The following is a 21,271-nucleotide window of genomic DNA, read 5'->3' as shown; positions in this document are numbered from 1 at the left end:
TTTTAACTTAGTTAACTACAGCAATATCTTTTGATAAAGGAATACTAGTATCTGCTAATTTTTCTTTGGCTATTTTTTTGCTTTCTTTTATAAATTTTGTTCCAAAAACATATGCCTTTGTATGGTTTATAGCATTTACAGCTAGCAACTCATCATTATTAAAATACCATACAGAAATTACATTTTCTTTATCTTGCTCTTCTCTAACAATATAATCTGTGTAGTTTTCTGCTAAGCCAACTATTTGGAGTTTTACATTGTATTGGTCAGACCAAAACCAAGGAATAGTATTGTATATTAAAGGATTACCACAAATATTAGCTGCTATAATTTTAGACTGGTCTACAGCATTTTGTACAGACTCTAATCTTACATATGTTTTATAATGCAAATTATAATGATAAGCACAATCACCAACAGCATATATATTTAGATTGCTAGTTTCTCCTGTATTGGCTACAGATATACCATTTTTTAATTTTAAACCAGCTTGCTTGGCAAGTTCTGTATTTGGTATTACACCTACTCCTACAATAAGAACTTCTGCTGTAAAATATGATGCATCTGTACAGTGAACTTTAGTTACCTTAACACCATTTTCTAGAGTATTTTCAACTTTACTTACCTCTTTATTTTCTAATATCTGAACTCCATTTTGAGTGTGTAAATCTCTAAAAAAATCTGATATTACTGCTGTAGCTACACGCTTTAAAATTCTAGACTCACGCTCTAAAACCACTACCTCTGCTCCTATCTTTTTTAAAGATGCAGCAGTTTCTAACCCAATATAACCGCCACCAATAATTACTACTTTTTTTGTTTTGCTTGCGTTGTAGCTCTCTTTTATAGCAACAATATCTGCTGCTGTTCGCAAGCAAAAATAAGAGGCAGTTTCTTTTAAGCCCTCTATAGTAGGTATAATAGGTTTTGCTCCTGTAGCAAGTACTAATTTTGTATAATCTATTTTGGTTTCATTATCTAAAAACAAACATCTGTTTACAGCATCTAAACGGGTAACTTTTTTACCCAACAACAAGGTTATATTGTCTTTTTTATAACTTTCTATAGGTTTTAATAAGTTTGTGGTAGACGTGTTTGCTGTTAAGTATGTTTTAGACAAAGGTGGCCTGTGATATGGCAATTCTGGGTCTGCATCAATTAAAATAATTTTTCCTAACCATTTTTCTTTTCGCAAATTAAATGCTGTGTTTACCCCAGCGTGACTTGCACCTATAATTACACAAATATCTTTAGAAGTACACATCCTATTTATTTAGCTACAGTAAAAACAACATTATCTATAGCATCTGTTACAGGAATTTGACAACAAAGTCTACTGTATTCATTTGCATCATCTGCTAACTCTAACATATCTGTTTCAATTTCACTAGCTACACCCACCTTATCTACATCTTCTGGAGCAACAAATACGTGACATGTAGCACAAGAACAAACACCACCACAATCGCCATCTATACCTTGTACATTGTTATTTACAGCTAACTCCATTACAGAGCCCTCTGTTGCCGCTACAGTTATTTTTTCATTACTACTTGTTATAAATGTAATTTTTGCCATCTTATCTTTTCTTAAATGTTGCTTTTAAAGAGTTGTAACCAACTTTACGGGTAAACTCTCCTAAATTTTCTATATTTTCTTCTGCTTCTAAAACAGTAATATCACTTACTTTTTCTGCTAATAATTTTAATGTAATTCTCATAATTTGTCTGGCATGCGTTGCTCCTAAACAATTGTGATGACTAAAACCAAAGCCCACATGCGGATTTACTTTACGCTCCAAAATAACCTCATCTGGATTTTCAAAAACCTTTTCATCTCTATTGGCAGATGCCCAACATAAAGATATTCTACTATCTGCTTTAACAGCATGTTCACAAACAGTAGTGTCTTCTGTTACTACACGACCCATATGTGTTAGTGGAGAAAAATATCTTATAAACTCCTCTACAGCAGTTTTAATAATCTCTGGCTTAGAACGTATGTAATCTAAAGCCTTTTTATTTGCTGAAAAGTAGCTCATCATATTAGTTAAAGCGTTAATTACAGTATCTCTACCGCCTGCAAAAGTTAATATTAGTACTCCTTTAACTTCCTCTTTTGTTAGCTTTTTACCATTAACTTCAGCAGCTAGCAATGTACTGTACAAATTGTCTGTTGGGTTAGCAATGGCATTATCTATTTCTTCATCTATATAATTGTAAAGAATAGCTGCTTTATCACCGTCTAAGGCTTCACCTTCACTCCTAAATACGTGAGTTCCCCATGAAATCCATTTTACAGATTTATCAAACGGAACATTTAATAAAAGAGTTAACGCTCTAGACTGTATTACTAGTGCTAAATCTGACACCACATCTACTTTATCTTTAGACAAAACATCATCTAAAACAGTACCAATTATAGTAGTTAATTTCTCTTTATAAGTATCTTGCAAAGGCCTTTTAAACCAAGCTTCTAATAAGGATCTGTATTCTTTATGCATTGGCGGGTCTACCTCAAAAGGTATTTGGCGCGTGGTACGTATATTTACCTCAGACGGCACAACAATACGCCCAGGAACTGCTTCAGATGAAAATGCTTTGTAATTATGAGCAGCCTTACGTACATCTTTATGATTTAATAACATTACTACCGGATCTCCTTGGTCATCCATTTTACCAATTCCAGACTTTTCTCTTTCTTCTTTAAAAGCATCTGCAAATTTACATTTAGCCATACGTAATGTTTTAGTTATTAAGCTAAACAAATATCTGTTTTTAGTTAGATGAATTCATTCTCTATTTCATCAAAAAAATAAACTATTTTATCATTATAAATTTTAAATAAATAAAAAATCAATTAAATAAGCTATATTTATATGTATATTGATATGTATACTATAACCAACATTTAGCCTAAAATGAAGCCTATTTTAGAAACAATTCCGTTAGGAATAGAAAAAAGCATAGTAGCTTTTAATTATGTTAGCAGAGATTTTGAAACTCCGTGGCATTTTCATCCACAATTAGAGCTTACGTATATTGAAGAAAGTTACGGCACCAAATTTATTGGCGACTATGTTGGTGCTTATGAGCCCGGAGAGCTAGTTTTAATACAGTCTAATGTACCACATTGCTGGACAAATAATAAGAGTGACACGGTAAAATCTAACTCATTTGTAGTGCAATGGAACAAAGGTATTTATACTAACATACCTGAGTTAAAATCATTACACAATTTATTTATAGCTGCTTCTAAAGGAATAATTTTTAATAAAGAACAAAGTAAAATCCTTATTCCTGAACTTAAAAAAATGACGCATAAAGAGGGCAGCAAGCTATACATAAGTCTACTAAGTTTGTTACTAAAACTTACTAATACAGATTACAAAACACTATCTAACAGTAGTTTTACAAAAAATATATCTGATGATTATACAAGTAAAATATCTAAAATACACTTGTATATAGCCAAAAATTACAATCGTAAAATTTACTTAAAAGAAGTAAGCAAAGAGGTTAATATGTCAGAACAATCATTTTCCAGATTTTTTTTAAAAATTATGGGAAGAACATTTTTTGTTTTTTTAAATGAATATCGTGTTAATATAGCTATTAGAATGTTACTACACACCAACAAATCTGTATCAGAAATTGGTTATGCCTGTGGTTATGAGTCGCTCCCTTTCTTCTTTAAAAAGTTTAAAGAATTTCACCACTCCTCTCCTGCTCAATACAGAAAAAATTACAGTAAATAGTAAAGCCAAACGGAATTGCATTAACAATAAATGCATTTGGATTAATTGCTTTAATAAAATAAAACCAATTTTGAGTACAAAAGTGGTTTTATAGCAAGCCAAGCTATATATGCTTGACTTTTAAAGCAAATTACCAATGAAACAGAATAAAAACTCAGATACATTTACAAGCAAAGACTTACCGTCTTTATTAAAAGAAACGTACACCTCTTGGATGGCAGACGATCCCTTTAGGTTAAGTGCTATTGTAGCATATTACACCGTTTTAGCCTTACCAGCCTTGTTAGTCATAATTATTAACGTTGTAGGCTCTATTTGGGGAATAGACATTGTACAAGGAAATTTAACAAACGAAATTTCATCTGCCTTGGGTAGTGATGCTGCCAAAGCTATTGAAAATATTATTGGAGAAACACAAAACTCTAATAAAAACCTAACCTCTACAATTATTGGTATTGGCACATTACTTTTTGGTGCTACAGGTGTGTTTTACCAGTTAAAAATATCTTTAAATGAAATTTGGAAAATTAAACCTAATCCTAAAGCTAAAATTTGGAAAATAGTTACAGACCGTGCCATAAGCTTTGCTTTTATTTTGGTTATAGGCTTTTTATTGTTGGTTAGTTTTATTGTTACTACCGCTATTAGTGCTCTAAATAATTACATCCGTGAGGTGCTACCAGAAGTTTTACTATATCTGGCTTATATTTTAGACTTTTCATTATCTGTTGGTATTATTTCTATACTTTTTGCTTTAATGTTTAAGTACTTACCAGATGCTAAAATTAAGTGGAAAACAGTATGGATTGGTGCAATTTTAACAGCGTTACTTTTTGTTATAGGTAAACTTTTATTAGGCATTTATTTTGGTCAGGCAGATCCTGGCTCTACCTATGGCGCTGCTGGCAGCATTGTTCTAATTCTTCTTTGGGTTAGTTACTCATCTCTAATTTTATTTTTTGGAGCAGAGTTTACATATGTTTACGCAAAAAGATACGGTAAAGGCATAGAGCCAACATCAATAAGCATAAAAAAGGAATAAACCACACCAATTATAAGAGTTAATTATTTATCTAATATCATTAATACAACAAAGCGTAATTGTGCAATTTTGACATACAAATAACGTACTTAACTTAACACATTATATTATGAAATATATTAGTCCGCATATTATAAGGCAAATTTTTGTTTTACTACTAATAGTGCTAATGGGCGGGCTTATTTTTAAAGAAATATTACCTTATTTAAGTGGTGTTTTAGGTGCAATAACTATGTATGTAATCTTAAAAAAGCCAATGCAAAAGCTGGCAAACAAAGGTTGGTATGCTAATATTGCTGCTATTTTTTTAATGATACTTTCTTTTTTATGCATTATGATACCTTTAACTGGCTTAGGTTTTATGATGGGATCAAAAATTAAATATGCTGTAGATAACTCCCAAAAAGTAATTAATGCAGGTAAAAACCAACTGCAAAAAGTAGAATCTTTTTTACATATAGACCTTGGTACAGAAATAGACACTAGCTCTATAACAAATTGGTTGTCTGATAAGTTACAAAATTTTGCAGGTGGTACTTTTAATATGGTAATATCTATAACCATAATGTACTTTATGCTGTACTTTATGCTTACCAACAGAAAAAAACTAAGAGAGTCTTTATTTGAGTACATACCTATAAAAGACACTAATTTAAAAACCATTGGTAAAGAAATAACAGCTAACGTAAAGGCCAATGCTTTAGGTATACCATTGGTAGCTTTAGGTCAAGGTTTAGTAGCGTTATTAGGATTTTATATTTTTGGTATAGAAGACCCTTTTTTTTGGGCTGCAGTAGTAACTATAGGTTCTATGATACCATTTGTAGGTAGCGCATTAGGTACAGTTCCTGTATTTATATTGGCATTATCTAACGGAAACACTTTTCAGGCTTGGGGAATACTAATTTACGGTTTAGTTGCCATAGGTGCTACAGATAATATATTTAGATTATACATTTTAAAACGTTTAGATGATGTACACCCATTAATTACACTTGTTGGTGTTTTAGTTGGTGTGCCTTTATTTGGTTTTATAGGCCTAATTTTTGGTCCTTTATTAGTAAGTCTTTTTCTTGTTGTTGTTCGCATTTATAAAAATCAATATGGAGAATCTGGCAACAGTATTTAATAAAAAAAGCACTTAACACTACACTCTTTATTTTTACTGATTTTTGCAATTTTCAAGCAAAAACACGTAAAAAACATTCCTTTTTAAACAAAAAACACTCAAAATCGCTTCATTTTATTGATAGCATCAAAAAAGAACGGATACCAGTTAACCCAGGCTTTAAATGGGTTGTAATTTTGATGTAGAAATTAAAGTATAACATTCTGATGCGTCAGAACATAAATCAATATAAAATGAAAATAGGAATTATAGGAAGCGGAAATATTGGAGGAAATTTAGGAAAACATTGGGCAAATGCAGGGCATAATGTGCTTTTTAGCTCTAGACACCCAGAGGAATTAGGTAGCCTAGTTAAAGAGGCTGGACCTAATGCAAAAGCAATGAGTGTTACAGATACTTTTGAAGAAAATGCAGATGTATATGTGTTGGCTATGCCTTTTAAAGCTGTAGATAAAATATCTGAGTTATATGCTGGTGAATATGCCAACAGCGTTATACTAGATGCTACAAACCCATATCCAGAAAGAGATGGTGAAATGGCTAAAAATGTTAGAGATGCAAATTACAACGCGTCTGAGTATACTGCAATGAAATTTAGCTCCGCAAAAACCGCTAAAGCTTTTAATACCATTAAGGCACAAGATTTAAAAAATGAAGCTTTTAAAGACACAAACAAGCTGTCTGTCCCTTATGCCGCACAAGACCAAGAAAGCAAAGCTGTAGTAAAACAGTTAATTGAAGATATTGGGTTTGATGCTGTGTATGTTGGTAATTTAAGTGATACCAAAATTATGGATCCAGATCAAAAAATTTATGGTTTAAGCACCTCTAAATCAGATTTACTAGAAACTATAAATTCACAAAAATCATTTTAAGTAATAACTAGTACTACTTAAAATAATTTACAAATTTAAAACACTTTATATGCAAATTATATTTGAATACCATGACGTTACAGCAAGTGACAGATTAGAAAACATAGCAAAAGAAAAATTAGACCATTTACATAAAAAGTTCAACTTTATACATAGAGCAGATGTGTTCTTTAAAGTACAAAATAGATCTGATGATATGGAGCAAATTTGTGATATACGTATAAGTATGCCAGGACCTAGATTATTTGCTTCTACACATGCAGAAAATTTTGAGTCTGCCATAGCAGAAACAGTAAGAGATTTAGACAATCAATTGCAAAAAACCAAAGAAAAAATGAGTGTTAGGTAACTATGCTTATTTACAAGCATTTATGGTTACATAAATTATACACATCACTTAAAAAAAATACAATGAGCACAGATAAAAAAAAGATACAAAAAAACGATACCAAAACAACTTACAACCCTAATATTACAGATGAAGACCTGCAGGCCATAGGTAAAAAAGGACTAAGCGTAGACACTGGTGATGATGAGTTGTTACAAAACAGAAAAGAGCGTATAGATTTTCAGGGGAAAGATTTAGATATTCCGGGCAGAAATGAAACTAAAAAAAGCTCTAAAAATAGTTTAACAGATGAAGAAAATAGTTTATACGGCCAAGGAGGTGAACTAAAAGAAAATTTAGAAGCTCCAGAAAGGGCTAACACCAATAAAGATAATTTATAAGCCTAAGTGTAAACTAAAAAAACTAAAGATGAGTACAGACAAAAATACTTTTAAAACTATAAACCCTGCTACAGAAGAAACTATAGCAACATACAATTATGCAAGCAGTGATGATGCCAAAAAAAAGGTTGAGGATTGCCACAATGCTTTTTTAGATTGGAAATTAAAACCTTTAGAAGAACGTGCAGAAATATTAAAATCTATTGGAAAAACGCTAGAGAAACATAAAGAAAGTTATGCCCAGTTAATGACACAAGAAATGGGTAAACTACTTAGTCATAGTTACCAAGAAATAGACCTTTGCATAAGTATATGTGAATACACAGCTACAGAGGGTTTAAAACAGTTACAAGACCAAGAACGTTCTCTTTTTGATGGTGGCAAAGGTACAATTCATTACTCACCAATTGGTGTAGTATACGGTATACAACCGTGGAATTTTCCGTTATACCAACCTATACGTTATTCTATTGCTAGCTTAATGGCTGGTAATGGTGTATTATTAAAACACGCAAAAAATGTAACTGGTTGTGCCTTAAAATTAAAAGAAATTTATGAAGAGGCAGGTTTACCAAAAAATCTTTTTCAAGTATTGGTTATAAACCATAGCGTGTCTGATGATATAATTGAAAACCAATATGTAAAAGGCGTTACACTTACAGGTAGTACACCTGCTGGTAAGCACGTTGCTGTTAAAGCTGCAGAAGTAATAAAAAAAACAGTTTTAGAACTTGGTAGTAATGATGCGTATATTGTTTTAGATGATGCAGATATTAGTAAAGCGGCAAAAATTTGTGCTAATGCTAGAATTTATAATAACGGACAAACTTGTATTGCTGCAAAACGTTTTATAGTTGTAGATAGTGTTTATGATGAGTTTAAAAAAGAGTTTGTAAACATTATGCAAAATATGAGCTACGGAGACCCAACCAATAATGATAACGATTTGGGACCTATTGCCAGAAAAGATTTAAGAGAGCAATTGCACAACAAAGTTGAAGAAAGTGTAGAGAATGGAGCTGAGATTTTATGTGGAGGAAAAATTCCAGATACAAACGGCTACTACTACCCTTCTACTGTATTGGGTAATGTTACACCTGGGCAACCTGCTTATAGCCAAGAATTGTTTGGGCCAGTTGCATCTTTAATAAAAGCTAAAGACAATACAGACGCCATGCGTATTGCAAACGATAGTAAGTTTGGTTTAGGTGGAGGTATTTTTAGTGAAAATGAAGATAAAGCTATGGACTTAGCTAAAAATTATTTTGACACAGGTATGATACATATAAACTCTTACGGTTTAGCATACCCAAATATGCCTTTTGGCGGTGTTAAAAACTCTGGTTACGGAAGAGAACACGGTGGTTTTGGTATAAAAGAATTTGTAAATGCTAAAGCAATTACACAAGCATAACCCCAATAAACAATAAATAAAATAAACGCTAAGACTTGTAAAAGACTTAGCGTTTTATTTTTACAACACTTATGCTAAAACAACACTTTATTAATTGAGCAAAAAAGTTAATTAATAACGTTAAACTTAGCTATACTTTACTTGTAAATTTGAGTATGATAATAAAAGGACTATATCATTAAAAATAAGTCCTGTAACATAAATTACATAAATATGACAACATACACTGAACAAGTAGGAACAAAACTAAACAATTTACTAGAAAAAACATACGATGCTGAAAAAGGATATAAAAAAGCAGCAGAAAACACAGATCATAATGCACTAAAAACATACTTTAACAAACGTAGTAAAGAGCGTTATGACTTTGGCCATGAATTAAAAACAGAGATTGCCAAATTTGGAGAAGAGCCAGAAAAAGGCGGTAGTTTAACTGGTAGTATGCACAGAGCTTGGATGGATACTAAAGCTTTTTTCTCTGCAGATGATGCAGAATCTATGTTAGAAGAATCTATTAGAGGTGAAAAGGCTGCTGTAGAAGAGTATGAAAATGTTTTACAAGACACTACCCTACCATCTAGCACAGCTACAGTTTTATTAAAGCAAATGAACAATATTAAGTCTGACTTAAATACTATTAAGTTTTTAGAAGACATTAGTTAATATATGCACTAACCACATAAAAAAGGATGCTTTTAGCATCCTTTTTTGCGTTTAAACGCAAACAAAAATTACATAAAATTAATAAACTAACTTATTAATACTTAACAGGCTAACTAACATTGCTCTAATAAAAAGTGAGGTGCACTAAAAAAAAACCTCCATATTGATAAAAAGCCTATATTTAACAAATTAATAAATGACGTAATAACGCGCTCATTTCTCTATATAAACGGAGCATCATAATTGTATCATTTTATGAAAATGAACCTTAAATTTGATTATAACTTTATTTGTAAAACCATTTTACAAGAACAGTTAGGCGCGCTAAATTTAGAGTACAAAATACATAGTTTAAGTGAGGTTGAGTTTAAAAAAAAACCTACAGAAACAGAGTTGCAATATGTAACACAAGCCTTAGAAAAATATGGCATAACAATTATTGTAGACCAGCAAAGTGCTTTAGTACAACGCATTAAAGAATTAATAACAGAGCTTATTAACGATACAGAAAAGTCTAGAAAATACAATGCATCAGACTATTTATCAGAAAAGCTAAATTACTCTTATGCGCACTTGTCTTCTGTGTTTTCAGAAACCACCTACTCATCTATTGAAAATTTTATAATTCTTAAGAAAATAGACTTAGCTAAAGAACTTATTATTCATAAAAATTATACGCTTACAGAAATTGCTCACGAACTTAATTATAGTAGTGTAGCACATTTGTCTGCCCAGTTTAAAAAAACTACGGGCTTAACTCCATCTGCTTTTCAGAGGATTATTAATAAAAGAAAGAAAAATGAATAGTAAAACCTTAAACTAATGGCGGTAGATATTATGAATATAGTTTTAGCCGATGATGACTCTGACGATCGCTTATTGTTTGAGGAGGCTATTGAAGAAATTGATGTAAAAACAAACCTATCTTTATTTAAAGATGGTAAGGAACTTATAGATTATTTAGTGCTACCTGAGGCTGTTTTGCCCGAAATTGTTTTTTTAGATTTAAATATGCCCGTTAAAAACGGAATGCAATGTTTAAAAGAAATACGTAACAATGACACGCTTAAAGATTTGTGCGTTGCTATTTACTCTACATCATCATCAGAACAAGATATTGAAGAAACTTTTGTAAATGGAGCAAACATTTACATTAATAAACCTAACAGTTTTTCTGCCTTAAAAAAGGTTATAGAAAAAATAGTGAAAATAAATTGGCAATACCATACCTCTGCCCTTAACAGAGATAACTTTTTATTGCGTTTATAACTGTTTAAAATAGAGCACAAAATTTTTTACTCTTTTTTGTGCTCTATCCATTTTATTTTTAACTCAATACGTTTACCAACTCCAAGAACTGGTATTATAAAAAATTGTTTTACTACTTTAGCTTGTCTATTAAACCAAACAAAAAAACAAAATAGCAAGTGGTTAAATCTTCTAAAATATTTATTGTATTACTAATTTTATCTATTGCCTTATTAACCTTTTTAGGAAGCAATAGTTACAAACAAATTAGAGAACAAGAAAAAACCGCAGAGTTAGTTGTTTTTACGCTACGGGTAGAGACAGAGATAAATACTCTTTTTTCTAGATATGCTATGATGCAGTCTCAGGTTTTAAAAAATAAACTGCAAGACAAGGTTAACCACACTATTATTTTAAACAGGCAAAAAGACAGTGCTTTAACCACTTTTAATAACCTTAAGTTTTTAACACAAGACAAGCCTAACCAACAAAAAAAACTACAAGAATTACGTACCATACAAGAATCTTTTTATGCGGCATTAGATGAACTTAACGCTTACAAAACTGATACTACTTTAGAAGAGCAGAATGACGCTGCCTTGCTGCACAATGTTTCTGTTTTAATGGATGAAATTGAAGCTATTAAAACTACTATGCTCGGTAATGCAGAAGATTATTTAGCAGAGCAACAAAAACAGTTTTCTACCTCTAGACTTATAAACCCAATTACCACGTTATTTTTAGGTATGACTGCTTTGGTTATTTTTCTAGTCTCGTTTTGGCAAATAAACAAACAACGTAAAAAAAATAACCGCACCACTGCTTTTTTAGAAAGCGTTTTAAAAAATACTGAAAACATTGTTAGTTATTACACTCCTGTAACCAATGACAATAACAAAATAATAGATTTTAAAATTAATTTTATAAACCATAATATAGAAAATGTTTTAGGTACTAAGGTTAAAGAAATGAAAGGTAAATTACTATCTACCATACTACCAATACAATTTAAAAATGGTGTTTTTGAGCATTTAGTAGATTGCTATGAAACCGGCAAAACTCAAAAATTTAAAAGAAATCATACTTTTAACGGTACAGATTACAGATTTAAAACTAGTGTTGTTAAACTAAATAATGGTGTTTTGGCTACTGCTAGTGATATTACAGAAGAGCATATTATAAAGAAAAATTTAACAGCAACTAAAGACCAATTAGAGGCACAAAATTTATTACTGTTAGACAATAGAGCTTTTTTAAGCAATGTTTTTAAAAGCACATCTAACATAGTAACACACTTTAAGTCTATTAGAGATGCATCAGAAAAAATAACAGATTTTGAAATTTTGTTTATAAATGATGCCTTAAATGAAGGTATTAAAAATAATATTCCGTCTGAATTAAAATACAAAAGAGCTTCAGAAATTTATCCTAATATTTTTAAAAATGGTGTTTTTGAAAAAATGGTAAGTTGTATTGAAGAGTCTCGGCAAATAGAGTATGAAACACAAATTAATAAAAACGGAAAAACAATTTGGCTGCATGATACCGCTATAAAACTAAACGACGGTGTAACGGTTACTTCTAGAGACATAACCTTAGAAAAAACAAGAGCCGAAAAACTAAATGCATTATATGCAGAGATTGAAATACAAAACTCTATTTTTAAAGACGCAGAAGAAGTTGCAGATATTGGTAGTTATGTTTGGTACTTAGATACAGGAGCCGCGGTAATATCTGATAACTTTTACCGTATTTTAGGATATGAGCCAAATGCTTTTGAAGTTACTTTTGATAATTACCGTAAGTTTGTTCACCCAGATGATTTAAAAAGGTATGACAAGTTTGGCAAAGAGATGGTAGAAAAAGGAAGCTCTAACATACACACATACCGTATAATTACCAAATCTGGTACAATTAAACATATTTACGTAAACGGCCAAAACATTATTAAAGATGGCAGAAACACTTCTGTAGGTGTTGTACAAGATATTACAGATAGCGTAAAAACCGAAGAAAAACTTAAAGCAAAAAATCAAGAACTAAAACGCTCTAATGCAGAGTTAGAATCTTTTAACCGCGTAGCTAGCCATGACTTGCAAGAACCTATGCGTAAAATACAAATGTTTATCTCTAGATTGTCTGAGGGAGAATTAGAAAAACTATCTGACAGAGGAAAAATGTATTTTAATAAAATTGATAGTTCTGCCAATAGAATGCAAACATTAATTAAATATCTATTAGCTTACTCTAGAATTAATAGAACTAAAAAAGATTTTGTAAAAATTGAATTAGACACTACGCTACATAAAGTTTTAGACGATTTAGAAGAAATGATTGCAGAAACTGGTGTTGTCATTACTGTAAATAATTTACCTACAATTAAAGCTATTCCTTTTCAAATGGAACAGCTGTTTAACAACTTAGTAAATAATGCTATAAAATACAGGTCTACCACGCATAGCCCAGCAATTACAATTGATTGCGAAAAGCTACCACGCACAAAAATTAAAGAAGTCTTTGATAAAAAAAGAAAAAACTATTACCGCATAACTATAAAAGACAACGGTATTGGTTTTGAGCAAGAAAATGCTAAAAAAATATTTGGTCTTTTTGAACGTCTACATCAAAAAGAACAATATTCTGGTACAGGAATAGGCCTAGCTATATGTAAAAAAATAGTAGTAAACCACAGAGGTCATATTACAGCTACAAGTAAACTTGGTATTGGGTCTACATTTAGTATTTACTTACCTGCTTAATACTACTTATTTTTAGTAGAGTTTTTCTTTAACTTCATATTTAAAAACTCTACTAGTAATGAAAAAGCAATAGCAAAATACAAATACCCTTTTGGTATAGCTCCAATACTTTTACCAAACAATACGGTACCAGATAAATGTGCAGCTTCGGTTATTAGCATAAAACCTATTAATATTAAAAAGGACAGTGCCAACAATTGCATAGATGGGTGTTTGCTAATAAACTCTCTTATGCTATTGGCAAACAGCATCATTACACATATAGATATTACAACAGCTATTATCATTAATATTAAAGAGTGGTTTTCATGAGTACCAATACCATTAGTCATACCTACAGCTGTTAATATAGAATCTATAGAAAAAATAAAGTCTATAAGTACTATTTGCATTATAGCTTTTGGTAGAGATGTAATTTTTTTAGCTTTTAATTCTTCTTCCTCTTCCCCTGGTTCATCTATTTTTTCGTGTATTTCTGAGGTACTTTTATACAATAAAAAAAGTCCTCCAAAAAACAATATTATTCCTTGCCAGCTAATACCAACTTCTAACCATGATGTATTAATGGTATAAAAAGGTTCTTTTAATCCTACTAAAAAGGAAACACCTAATAGTAAAATAATACGTTGTACCATTGCCATTAACAAACCTAAATTGGTTGCTTTTTTTTGTTGGTCCTTAGGTAATTTACCTGCTGCAATAGATATAAATACAATATTATCTATACCCAATATAATTTCTAAAAAAGTTAAAGTTAATAATGCTATCCAAGCATCTGCACTAGAAAAAATCTCTAACATAGGTAATGGTTTTGTAGTGTAAAGTTACGGTTTTGGATTCTACAATAAAATTATAAAAAATACCATCAAAAAGTATAAATGTTATTCAAAAGCATCAAAAAATAATGGTTTAACGTCCAAAAACAGGGCTTTTCTAATAATTATATAACATAAAGCAAAAATTATATAACAAAAAAAGACGCAATCTTCATCAACTTTGTATCAAACAAAAAACAACAACAATATGATACATATAAAACAAGCTTGCATTACAAACTCTAGAGTTGGTCGCAGTTGGGTTAAAGAATCATTGCGTCCAAAGAACGACAAACAGAACGCTACAAACAAAAATGGCAATACAGATAGTTTTAAAAATTTAAATAAAGAATAGGGTTCTGTCCTTATATCAATTTAAAAACACAAACAATCACAAAAAATAATATGAAAAAGCTATTACTACCACTAGCAATAATTTTAATACTAATTTGGGCATTAGCCTTCTTTATTTATGCATTAGGTTATATAGCACATATTTTTTTAGTAGCAGCAACTATACTTTTTATTTTAAAAGTATTGCAAGAAAAATAAATAAGAATCTCCTAAACAAAGAAACGTTATGAAAGTTATAAATCTTAAGACAAACAATATAGAACAAGACTTTAATCAATTTAAAGAAGATCTAGGCGGAAGTTTAGAGTACACGCACAAAGAGTACTCTTTAGAATTAGATAATAATTTTGCAACGGGAGATATTAAAGGAGTATCTGTAAACAAAAATATATCTTTTATAGAGTATAATTTAAAATTTGCACAAGACACAATTATAGTAAGAAACACGCCAGTTACAAACCCTATTTATTTTTTATACTGTGCAGAAGGGCAAATGAGTCATAGTTTTGGTTTAAACGGTAAGCAAAGGTCTTTAAATCAATTTCAGACAGGTATATTTGCCAGTGACCCAAGCAAAGACGCTTGTTTCTACTTTAGAAAAGGACAATCTGTAACTTTTTCTAACATTAGTATTAATACCTACACAGAAAAAAATGATGACCAAGCTGATGATTTGCTACAAACTCAGCTTTTAAAAACATTTATGCCTTCTAAGGAAAAAGAAATATTTGCATACGTAGGCTCATACAACCTAAAAATTGCAGAAAAAATGCAACAATTAGAAGCTATTAAGCAAAAAGGTATTGTTAGACAATTATTAATAAAAGGAATTGTACATACCGTTTTAGCCTTAGAAATAGAACAACACAACCAAGACAAAAAACACGGTTCTACTAATTTTGGCTCTTTAACAAGAAGTGAAATGGACACTGTTAAAGAATTATCTAACTTTATTAAAAATTACCCAGAAATTAAATATACATTAGTTTATTTAAGTAAAAAAGCGGGTATGTCTCCTGCAAAATTACAAGAAGGGTTTAAGTTATTACATAACCGTACAGTGTCTGACTTTATTAGAAACACAAGAGTAGAAAAAGCAGAGAATTTATTAAAAACTACAGATCTTAATATTTCAGAAATTGTGTATACTGTTGGTTTAACTAGTAGAAGTTATTTTTCTAAAATATTTAAAGAAAAATATAACTGTAGTCCAAAATATTATCAAGAAAATCAATTTTCGACTCCGCTTACTGCTTAATAATATAAAATATAACACTATAAAAAAAATTCGCTTTACTAGCGAATTTTTTTTGTTTATAAACACCTACAAACATTAAAACGTATCTCTATTGTATCTATAAAACTGGTTCATATATACCAGCTAATAATTAACAAACAACAACGCATAAAAAAAGGCGGTAAGATTAAAACCTTACCGCCTTTTTATTTAAATAATTATTTTATTTAAATGTTTTTAAAGATGAACGTAACATCCAAGCCATTTGCTCATGCATTTGCAATATTGCCGTAATAAAATCTGCTGTACCTTCATCATTATGTGCCTCAGCATTTTCTCCAATACTCTCTCTAATAAATTTAATTATTGTTTGGTGATCTTCTAATAAAACCTCCATAAAACTAGCACTATCATTTTGGTCTGGTCCGTTTTCTTTTAACCCAGACAACTCTATAAATTGTTGCATACTTCCTGGTGAGTAAAAACCTAACATACGTATACGTTCTGCTACTTCATCAATAGTATTTTCTAACTTACCGTACTCTTCTTCAAAAAATACGTGTTTACTATGAAAATCTAAACCCTCTACATTCCAGTGAGCATTTCTGTATTTGGTGTACATTACATACTCATCTGCAAGTAATTGCTTTAACATTTTTACTACAGCTTTCCTATTATCTTTTTTTATTCCAATAGCTGTCTCTGTTGCTTCCATTTTTATATTTTTTTATGATTATAGTATAAATATACAAGCAAAGTTTTGCTACTATTAACCCTATTAATTTTTTAATTACCTCTAAAAAAACGACATCACAAAAACACCTTAAACAACTTAAAACCAACTATTTTAAAGCGTAAAAACATAATAATTAACGTTATTAAACTCTTTTGTAGCTCTAAACAAAAAACTTAACAGTAAACAAAAAAGTGTTAGCTATATTGTAAATAAAAAAATAACTATGAATACTTTTTTATGGATTTTGTACGCATTAGTAACACTAAGGAGTATTAGTAGTATTATTTTTCATGGCAGCAGACCTACAAAATCACTCAGTTGGTTTTTAGCAGTAATTTTACTACCGTTTGCAGGTGCCTTACTTTATTATATGTTTGGTGTAAACCGAAGAAAATTTAATTTTTTTAGAGACAAACAAGAAGAAAAAAAGAAACAATTTGATAAAAAATATAAACAACTACATAAGTTAGATAATACAGTTACTTTTAACACACCTAAGCAGCAAAAACTATCTAAACTTATAGAAAGTAGTACTCTTTTAAAAGCGTATAACAACAATAATATAACTGTACTTAATAACGGCAAACAAACTTTTGATAGCATTTTTGATGCATTACAAAAAGCAGAAAAATATATTCATTTACAATACTATATTTTTTCTAAAGGAGAATTAACAGAACGTTTTTACACTATTTTAAAAGATAAAATAAACTCTGGTGTAGAAGTACGTTTAATTTATGATGCCTTTGGAAGTTATTCATTTAACAACAAAACAATTAAACGATTTAAACATATTGGAGTTAAAGCTTACCCAATGATGCCTATTAAATTTGGCAACCTACTGTATACATTAAATTATAGAAACCATAGAAAAATAATTGTGATTGATGGTATAGTTGGTTTTACAGGAGGTGTTAATGTAACAGATAAATACATAAAACCAATTTCTAATGTTGGTGTTTGGAAAGATATACACTTAAAACTAGAAGGGCCAATTGTAAATAGCTTACACAGAGTATTTATTAAAGACTTTTATTTTGCTAGTAATGATGAAGTTTTACTGCATAAAAACTACACATCTAATACACAAAGCAAGGGTAAACATACTGCACAAATTGTTGCTGCCGGACCAGACTCTAAGCAGCCAGCTATAATGCAGCAATACATACAAATGATAAATATTGCAGAAAAAAACATTTGTATAGCCAACCCCTATTTTATACCAAGCACATCTGTATTACAAGCTTTAAAAATTGCTGCACTTAGCGGTGTTGCAATTATCATTTTAATTCCTAAAGTGTCCGATTCTTTAATGGCCAAATACAGTATGTTCTCTAGACTAGAAGAGCTATTAGAAGTTGGAATTAAGATTTACCTACGTCCAGATTTTTCGCATAGTAAAATGATATTAATTGATGGTGAAATATTATCTGTAGGTTCTGGCAATTTTGATTACAGAAGTTTTGAGCACAATTTTGAAACCAATGCGGTAATTTATGATGAAGAAATAACAAAAAGCATACAAGAAAAATTTAATGCCATATGCAATAAAGACACTATTTTAAAGTATGAAACCTTTAAAAACAGGCCTTTATGGAAGAAATTATTAGAAGGTATAGCCAAATTTTTTAGTCCATTACTGTAACAGTACAAGCAATTAAAAACTAATGAAAAATATAATTTATATACTATTATTTATGAGTGTAAAATACTTAAATGCACAACACATTATACCTAAAATTATTGAAAAAGAAGCTTTAGTAGCCCTATCATACTATCCGCAATTAAAAAATACAGAAATTGAATTTAGATTTAAAGATAATATTAAAAAATCTACAATGCTTGCGCAGCCTGTTTTTGGAAGCCTTTTAAAATCTAAGAAAAAAAGACGCTACCTTATTTTAATGAGTAAAAAATTTAAAATCTCTGGGAAAGAATTTAAAACCACAGATGTAGATAGTGATATATTAGTAGGTTGGTTAGGCCATGAACTTGGTCATATTTTAGATTACCAAAACAGAAGTAGCTTAAATTTACTTTGGTTTGGCATAAAATATTCGTTGTCTGACAATTATATAAAAGAAGCAGAACGTGCCGCAGACTCTTATGCTGTAGCATCTGGTATGGGAGACTATATTTTAAAAACCAAAAATTTTATATTAAACAACGCAGAAATAGATGCAACTTATAAAGCTAGAATTATAAAATACTACTTATCTCCTGCAGAGATTATGCTACTAGTTAAAGAGCAAGAAAAAAAGGAGCAATAATTATTGCTCCTTTTTTTCTTGCTAAGAGTTTGCTAAAACAAAATCTTCCCATTCTTTAAACCTTTCTTGACCCATAACCCTTTCCATTTTTACCTGTCCGCCTTTCTTTTTATTGCTTCCGCTCCATTCATGAAATACAGAAGGCAAAACAGTAGAAACTTTAATACCCTCTAAAGCTTTAGATCTTGCTACTTTATAATTTTTATTTGCATTCATTAAAAAATCATCTAACTCATTGGCCAACTTTGTAGTACTAAGCTTAGCATTTGTACCTAGGTACCAGCAGTGGTAAAAATCATCATTAATACGATTTGCACATAATGTATATTCTTGTATTTCTATATCAAAATGTTTTTCTAAATGTTGCACAGCATCATTAAGTTTATTTACAGATAATTGTGAACCTACAGTGTTTAAAAAGAATTTTGTACGACCTGTAATTTTTATTTCTGCTCGTTCAATATCAGTAAACTCTATGGTGTCTCCAATAATATAACGCCAAGCGCCTGCTACACTACTTAATATTAAAACATAATCTTGATTTAGCTCTACTTCAGAAATTGTAAGTGCTGGCGCATTTTGTACTAGTGAACCGTCTGGCTTAATATAATCTGGACTAAATGGTACAAACTCAAAATAAATACCATTATCTGTAACCAGTTTCATAGCATCGGTTTCTGGTCTTTGCTGAAAAGCAATAAAACCTTCAGAAGCCAAATAAGTATCTATAACAGTTATAGGCTTACCTAAAAGAGCGTTAAAACTTTTTTTATACGGTCCAAAAGCTACGCCACCAGAGGTATAAACTTGTAAATTGGGCCATACTTCATGTATGTTTTTTAAGTTATTGTATTCAATCACTTTTTGTAACATAAGCTCCATCCATGAAGGTATGCCACTTAAGGCTCCTATATCCCATTCTGATGCTTTTTCTGCTATACGCTGTACACGTTTATCCCAATCTGCAATTTGTGCAATTTCTTTACCTGGTTTGTAATAATTTTGAAACCAAAACGGAATATTACTAGCACTTATTCCACTAATTTCACCTTCTAATGCGTTGTTATGTTCCTCTAAATCTGTAGAACTACCTAACATCATTATTTCTTTTTCAAAAAAGTCTGCAGGCAAATCAAAATTCTTAAGTGCCAAAACTTGTTGTATACCAGCGTTACGTATAGCTTTAACCATGTGATCTGTAACAGGTATGCGTTTACTTGTTTTTCCCGTAGTACCAGAACTAAGTGCAAAATAATCTGGACTATTTGGCCAAGTTATATTTTCTTCACCTTTTTGCACATATTGCCACCAATTACTGGTTATTTGGTTGTAATCTGAAAAAGGAACTTTAGCACTAAAAGTTTTTTCTGGGTTATTAGAATTTAATATTTCTGTGAAACTATAATGTTTACCAAACTTGGTATGCTCTGCGGTACGTAATAAATTTTTAAGCACTGCACGTTGTTCTGCAGCTGCATTATACTCTACAGAAATAATATCAGATGCATATATTATTCCTTTTATTATGTTTCCTATTATAGCCATATGTTAGTGTTTTAGGTTGTTATATGCTTTTGCTTAGAAATTAAATTCTATAAACAACAACCCAAAAGTCTATTAATTTTACAAAAGAGTTTAACCCTTTTAAAATTATTATTAACACTATAAAAGTATGTGCCCACTAAAAATTAGGCATAAAAAAAACCAGTAATAAAAATTACTGGTTTTAATTGTTTTGAGTCTTTCTACTCAATTGTCGGGGTGGCAGGATTCGAACCTGCGACCTCCGCGTCCCAAACGCGGCGCGATAACCGGGCTACGCTACACCCCGATAGGTTATCTAATACTTTCAGTACTTAGAGAAATTTTTCTGCCCTCGCAATGTGCTTTGGCAGCTATTGCGGAGAGACAGGGATTCGAACCCTGGGTAAATGTTTCCACCTACGACGATTTAGCAAACCGCTCCTTTCGGCCACTCAGGCACCTCTCCAAAATCTTTAATGAACTTGCGCAGTTTTCAATTGCGAGTGCAAATATATAACGATTAAGGGTAGCTACCAAGCTATTTTAAACTTTTTTTACGTTTTTTTTCAATCTTTTTTGTAACCTATTCATTTTAAGAACCTTTGCTTAAAACTTTTTTTTAACCTAAATACTTTATTGTATTAATTACTAAATATTAATACTAATTATGAGTCATAATAGGGTTACTAAATTATAAAACACCTCTCCTATTTTCATTA

At 30.6% G+C, this 21,271-nt stretch carries 22 protein-coding genes and 2 tRNA genes; 16 read left to right on the top strand and 8 right to left on the bottom strand.

Features of this window, described 5'->3' with window-relative positions:
• Positions 1-7 precede the first annotated feature (7 nt).
• From CELLY_RS12520 to CELLY_RS12510, 3 genes are read right to left on the bottom strand one after another with little or no spacing between them, the layout of a single operon-like run.
• Positions 8-1,264 carry an NAD(P)/FAD-dependent oxidoreductase gene (locus CELLY_RS12520; RefSeq protein WP_013622047.1) on the bottom strand — a complete coding sequence of 419 codons (1,257 nt, stop codon included), beginning with the start codon at positions 1,262-1,264 and terminating at the stop codon, positions 8-10.
• Positions 1,265-1,269: 5 nt separating this feature from the next.
• Positions 1,270-1,578, bottom strand: coding sequence for a 2Fe-2S iron-sulfur cluster-binding protein (locus tag CELLY_RS12515; protein ID WP_013622046.1), 309 nt, complete (start codon positions 1,576-1,578; stop codon positions 1,270-1,272).
• Between the two features lies 1 nt (position 1,579).
• Positions 1,580-2,737 (bottom strand): cytochrome P450, encoded by a 1,158-nt coding sequence (locus CELLY_RS12510; protein ID WP_013622045.1) that lies wholly within the window; start codon positions 2,735-2,737, stop codon positions 1,580-1,582.
• A gap of 183 nt (positions 2,738-2,920) precedes the next feature.
• On the opposite strand from CELLY_RS12510, the gene CELLY_RS12505 reads away from it, so the two are divergent.
• The 11 genes from CELLY_RS12505 to CELLY_RS12455 all read left to right on the top strand — a co-directional run bounded on the left by CELLY_RS12505 (position 2,921) and on the right by CELLY_RS12455 (position 13,616).
• The gene (locus CELLY_RS12505) at positions 2,921-3,757 is read left to right on the top strand and encodes an AraC family transcriptional regulator (RefSeq protein WP_013622044.1); all 837 of its coding nucleotides are present in this window, start codon (positions 2,921-2,923) and stop codon (positions 3,755-3,757) included.
• Between the two features lie 136 nt (positions 3,758-3,893).
• Positions 3,894-4,799: a YihY/virulence factor BrkB family protein gene (locus CELLY_RS12500; protein WP_013622043.1), complete on the top strand. Its 906-nt coding sequence runs from the start codon at positions 3,894-3,896 to the stop codon at positions 4,797-4,799.
• 109 nt (positions 4,800-4,908) lie between these two features.
• On the top strand, positions 4,909-5,928 hold the full coding sequence (locus tag CELLY_RS12495) for an AI-2E family transporter (RefSeq protein WP_013622042.1): 1,020 nt from the start codon (positions 4,909-4,911) through the stop codon (positions 5,926-5,928).
• A 206-nt stretch (positions 5,929-6,134) separates the two neighbouring features.
• Positions 6,135-6,803, top strand: a complete 669-nt coding sequence (locus CELLY_RS12490; protein ID WP_394357422.1) for an NADPH-dependent F420 reductase — start codon at positions 6,135-6,137, stop codon at positions 6,801-6,803.
• A 49-nt stretch (positions 6,804-6,852) separates the two neighbouring features.
• The gene (hpf, locus tag CELLY_RS12485; protein ID WP_013622040.1) at positions 6,853-7,152 is read left to right on the top strand and encodes a ribosome hibernation-promoting factor, HPF/YfiA family; all 300 of its coding nucleotides are present in this window, start codon (positions 6,853-6,855) and stop codon (positions 7,150-7,152) included.
• 62 nt (positions 7,153-7,214) lie between these two features.
• Entirely contained in the window at positions 7,215-7,532 is a 318-nt protein-coding gene (locus CELLY_RS12480; RefSeq protein WP_013622039.1) for a hypothetical protein, read from the top strand.
• A gap of 28 nt (positions 7,533-7,560) precedes the next feature.
• A complete protein-coding gene (locus CELLY_RS12475) occupies positions 7,561-8,946 on the top strand; it encodes an NAD-dependent succinate-semialdehyde dehydrogenase (RefSeq protein WP_013622038.1) in 1,386 nt (461 codons plus the stop codon).
• 213 nt (positions 8,947-9,159) lie between these two features.
• Positions 9,160-9,609 carry a ferritin-like domain-containing protein gene (locus tag CELLY_RS12470; protein ID WP_013622037.1) on the top strand — a complete coding sequence of 150 codons (450 nt, stop codon included), beginning with the start codon at positions 9,160-9,162 and terminating at the stop codon, positions 9,607-9,609.
• A 255-nt stretch (positions 9,610-9,864) separates the two neighbouring features.
• Positions 9,865-10,416 carry a helix-turn-helix domain-containing protein gene (locus tag CELLY_RS12465; RefSeq protein WP_013622036.1) on the top strand — a complete coding sequence of 184 codons (552 nt, stop codon included), beginning with the start codon at positions 9,865-9,867 and terminating at the stop codon, positions 10,414-10,416.
• A gap of 15 nt (positions 10,417-10,431) precedes the next feature.
• On the top strand, positions 10,432-10,878 hold the full coding sequence (locus tag CELLY_RS12460; protein WP_013622035.1) for a response regulator: 447 nt from the start codon (positions 10,432-10,434) through the stop codon (positions 10,876-10,878).
• A gap of 158 nt (positions 10,879-11,036) precedes the next feature.
• Complete coding sequence (locus CELLY_RS12455) at positions 11,037-13,616, top strand: ATP-binding protein (RefSeq protein ID WP_013622034.1); 2,580 nt, start codon at positions 11,037-11,039, stop codon at positions 13,614-13,616.
• 2 nt (positions 13,617-13,618) lie between these two features.
• On the opposite strand, the gene CELLY_RS12450 is transcribed toward CELLY_RS12455, so the two are convergent.
• Complete coding sequence (locus tag CELLY_RS12450) at positions 13,619-14,416, bottom strand: TerC family protein (RefSeq protein WP_013622033.1); 798 nt, start codon at positions 14,414-14,416, stop codon at positions 13,619-13,621.
• A gap of 223 nt (positions 14,417-14,639) precedes the next feature.
• On the opposite strand from CELLY_RS12450, the gene CELLY_RS17095 reads away from it, so the two are divergent.
• From CELLY_RS17095 to CELLY_RS12445, 3 genes are read left to right on the top strand one after another with little or no spacing between them, the layout of a single operon-like run.
• The gene (locus CELLY_RS17095) at positions 14,640-14,786 is read left to right on the top strand and encodes a hypothetical protein (RefSeq protein ID WP_013622032.1); all 147 of its coding nucleotides are present in this window, start codon (positions 14,640-14,642) and stop codon (positions 14,784-14,786) included.
• A 50-nt stretch (positions 14,787-14,836) separates the two neighbouring features.
• On the top strand, positions 14,837-14,983 hold the full coding sequence (locus CELLY_RS17005; RefSeq protein WP_013622031.1) for a lmo0937 family membrane protein: 147 nt from the start codon (positions 14,837-14,839) through the stop codon (positions 14,981-14,983).
• Positions 14,984-15,011: 28 nt separating this feature from the next.
• Complete coding sequence (locus CELLY_RS12445; protein WP_013622030.1) at positions 15,012-16,043, top strand: helix-turn-helix domain-containing protein; 1,032 nt, start codon at positions 15,012-15,014, stop codon at positions 16,041-16,043.
• Positions 16,044-16,245: 202 nt separating this feature from the next.
• Here the strand turns inward: CELLY_RS12445 and CELLY_RS12440 are convergent, their stop codons facing one another.
• Positions 16,246-16,737 (bottom strand): Dps family protein, encoded by a 492-nt coding sequence (locus CELLY_RS12440; RefSeq protein ID WP_013622029.1) that lies wholly within the window; start codon positions 16,735-16,737, stop codon positions 16,246-16,248.
• A 244-nt stretch (positions 16,738-16,981) separates the two neighbouring features.
• Here CELLY_RS12440 and cls point away from each other — a divergent pair, with 244 nt between their 5' ends.
• Both cls and CELLY_RS12430 read left to right on the top strand, forming a co-directional pair.
• Positions 16,982-18,403: a cardiolipin synthase gene (cls, locus tag CELLY_RS12435; RefSeq protein ID WP_013622028.1), complete on the top strand. Its 1,422-nt coding sequence runs from the start codon at positions 16,982-16,984 to the stop codon at positions 18,401-18,403.
• Between the two features lie 22 nt (positions 18,404-18,425).
• Positions 18,426-19,028: a hypothetical protein gene (locus CELLY_RS12430; protein ID WP_013622027.1), complete on the top strand. Its 603-nt coding sequence runs from the start codon at positions 18,426-18,428 to the stop codon at positions 19,026-19,028.
• Between the two features lie 21 nt (positions 19,029-19,049).
• Here CELLY_RS12430 and CELLY_RS12425 read toward each other — a convergent pair whose 3' ends face one another.
• The 3 genes from CELLY_RS12425 to CELLY_RS12415 all read right to left on the bottom strand — a co-directional run bounded on the left by CELLY_RS12425 (position 19,050) and on the right by CELLY_RS12415 (position 21,018).
• Complete coding sequence (locus CELLY_RS12425; RefSeq protein ID WP_013622026.1) at positions 19,050-20,573, bottom strand: GH3 family acyl-acid amido synthetase; 1,524 nt, start codon at positions 20,571-20,573, stop codon at positions 19,050-19,052.
• A gap of 211 nt (positions 20,574-20,784) precedes the next feature.
• Positions 20,785-20,859, bottom strand: a tRNA-Pro gene (locus CELLY_RS12420).
• Between the two features lie 70 nt (positions 20,860-20,929).
• A tRNA-Ser gene (locus tag CELLY_RS12415) sits at positions 20,930-21,018 on the bottom strand.
• Positions 21,019-21,271: the final 253 nt, after the last annotated feature.

The sequence above is a fragment of the Cellulophaga lytica DSM 7489 genome, from assembly GCF_000190595.1.
Classification (GTDB): Bacteria; Bacteroidota; Bacteroidia; order Flavobacteriales; family Flavobacteriaceae; genus Cellulophaga; species Cellulophaga lytica.
Note: the sequence above shows the minus strand (reverse complement) of the source record. Positions and strands in the feature narration are given on the sequence as shown.

What these genes read in the sequence shown, in the direction of transcription:
- CELLY_RS12490 (WP_394357422.1), top strand. Translation starts at nt 6,135, where the DNA reads ATGCGTCAGAACATAAATCAATATAAAATGAAAATAGGAATTATAGGA.
- CELLY_RS12505 (WP_013622044.1), top strand. Translation starts at nt 2,921, where the DNA reads ATGAAGCCTATTTTAGAAACAATTCCGTTAGGAATAGAAAAAAGCATA.
- CELLY_RS12520 (WP_013622047.1), bottom strand. Translation starts at nt 1,264, where the DNA reads ATGTGTACTTCTAAAGATATTTGTGTAATTATAGGTGCAAGTCACGCT.
- CELLY_RS12515 (WP_013622046.1), bottom strand. Translation starts at nt 1,578, where the DNA reads ATGGCAAAAATTACATTTATAACAAGTAGTAATGAAAAAATAACTGTA.
- CELLY_RS12430 (WP_013622027.1), top strand. Translation starts at nt 18,426, where the DNA reads ATGAAAAATATAATTTATATACTATTATTTATGAGTGTAAAATACTTA.
- CELLY_RS12425 (WP_013622026.1), bottom strand. Translation starts at nt 20,573, where the DNA reads ATGGCTATAATAGGAAACATAATAAAAGGAATAATATATGCATCTGAT.
- CELLY_RS12475 (WP_013622038.1), top strand. Translation starts at nt 7,561, where the DNA reads ATGAGTACAGACAAAAATACTTTTAAAACTATAAACCCTGCTACAGAA.
- CELLY_RS12480 (WP_013622039.1), top strand. Translation starts at nt 7,215, where the DNA reads ATGAGCACAGATAAAAAAAAGATACAAAAAAACGATACCAAAACAACT.
- CELLY_RS17095 (WP_013622032.1), top strand. Translation starts at nt 14,640, where the DNA reads ATGATACATATAAAACAAGCTTGCATTACAAACTCTAGAGTTGGTCGC.
- hpf (WP_013622040.1), top strand. Translation starts at nt 6,853, where the DNA reads ATGCAAATTATATTTGAATACCATGACGTTACAGCAAGTGACAGATTA.
- CELLY_RS12460 (WP_013622035.1), top strand. Translation starts at nt 10,432, where the DNA reads ATGGCGGTAGATATTATGAATATAGTTTTAGCCGATGATGACTCTGAC.
- CELLY_RS17005 (WP_013622031.1), top strand. Translation starts at nt 14,837, where the DNA reads ATGAAAAAGCTATTACTACCACTAGCAATAATTTTAATACTAATTTGG.
- CELLY_RS12445 (WP_013622030.1), top strand. Translation starts at nt 15,012, where the DNA reads ATGAAAGTTATAAATCTTAAGACAAACAATATAGAACAAGACTTTAAT.
- CELLY_RS12450 (WP_013622033.1), bottom strand. Translation starts at nt 14,416, where the DNA reads ATGTTAGAGATTTTTTCTAGTGCAGATGCTTGGATAGCATTATTAACT.
- CELLY_RS12510 (WP_013622045.1), bottom strand. Translation starts at nt 2,737, where the DNA reads ATGGCTAAATGTAAATTTGCAGATGCTTTTAAAGAAGAAAGAGAAAAG.
- CELLY_RS12465 (WP_013622036.1), top strand. Translation starts at nt 9,865, where the DNA reads ATGAAAATGAACCTTAAATTTGATTATAACTTTATTTGTAAAACCATT.
- CELLY_RS12500 (WP_013622043.1), top strand. Translation starts at nt 3,894, where the DNA reads ATGAAACAGAATAAAAACTCAGATACATTTACAAGCAAAGACTTACCG.
- CELLY_RS12440 (WP_013622029.1), bottom strand. Translation starts at nt 16,737, where the DNA reads ATGGAAGCAACAGAGACAGCTATTGGAATAAAAAAAGATAATAGGAAA.
- cls (WP_013622028.1), top strand. Translation starts at nt 16,982, where the DNA reads ATGAATACTTTTTTATGGATTTTGTACGCATTAGTAACACTAAGGAGT.
- CELLY_RS12470 (WP_013622037.1), top strand. Translation starts at nt 9,160, where the DNA reads ATGACAACATACACTGAACAAGTAGGAACAAAACTAAACAATTTACTA.
- CELLY_RS12495 (WP_013622042.1), top strand. Translation starts at nt 4,909, where the DNA reads ATGAAATATATTAGTCCGCATATTATAAGGCAAATTTTTGTTTTACTA.